At 63.9% G+C, this 629-nt stretch carries 1 protein-coding gene; it reads left to right on the top strand.

Translation table 11 applies throughout. From position 1 onward, the window contains the following. On the top strand, window positions 1-629 hold a 629-nt coding region (locus WS49_RS07605), incomplete at both ends, for a 3-hydroxybutyrate dehydrogenase (protein WP_059526060.1).

Here is a 629-nt window from a genome sequence, read left to right as displayed (position 1 = left end):
GTCGCGATCGCCGACCTGAACCAGGACGGCGCAAACGCGGTTGCCGACGAGATCAACAAGGCAGGCGGCAAGGCGATCGGCGTCGCGATGGACGTGACCAGCGAGGAAGCAGTCAACAGCGGCATCGACAAGGTGGCGGAAACGTTCGGCTCGGTCGACATCCTCGTGTCGAACGCGGGCATCCAGATCGTCAACCCGATCGAAAACTACTCGTTCGCCGACTGGAAGAAGATGCAGGCGATCCACGTCGACGGCGCGTTCCTGACGACCAAGGCCGCGCTCAAGCACATGTACAAGGACGATCGCGGCGGCGTCGTGATCTACATGGGCTCGGTGCACTCGCACGAGGCGTCGCCGCTGAAGTCGGCGTACGTGACGGCCAAGCACGGGTTGCTCGGCTTGGCACGCGTGCTGGCGAAGGAAGGCGCGAAGCACAACGTGCGCTCGCACGTCGTGTGTCCGGGCTTCGTGCGCACGCCGCTGGTCGACAAGCAGATTCCGGAGCAGGCGAAGGAGCTCGGGATCAGCGAAGAGGAAGTGGTGAAGAAGGTGATGCTCGGCAACACGGTCGACGGCGTGTTCACGACGGTGCAGGACGTCGCGCAGACGGTGCTGTTCCTGTCGGCGTT

Source organism: Burkholderia sp. RF7-non_BP4 (genome assembly GCF_001521935.1).
GTDB classification, from domain to species: Bacteria; Pseudomonadota; Gammaproteobacteria; order Burkholderiales; family Burkholderiaceae; genus Burkholderia; species Burkholderia diffusa.
This window is presented reverse-complemented; position numbering and strand designations above follow the sequence as displayed.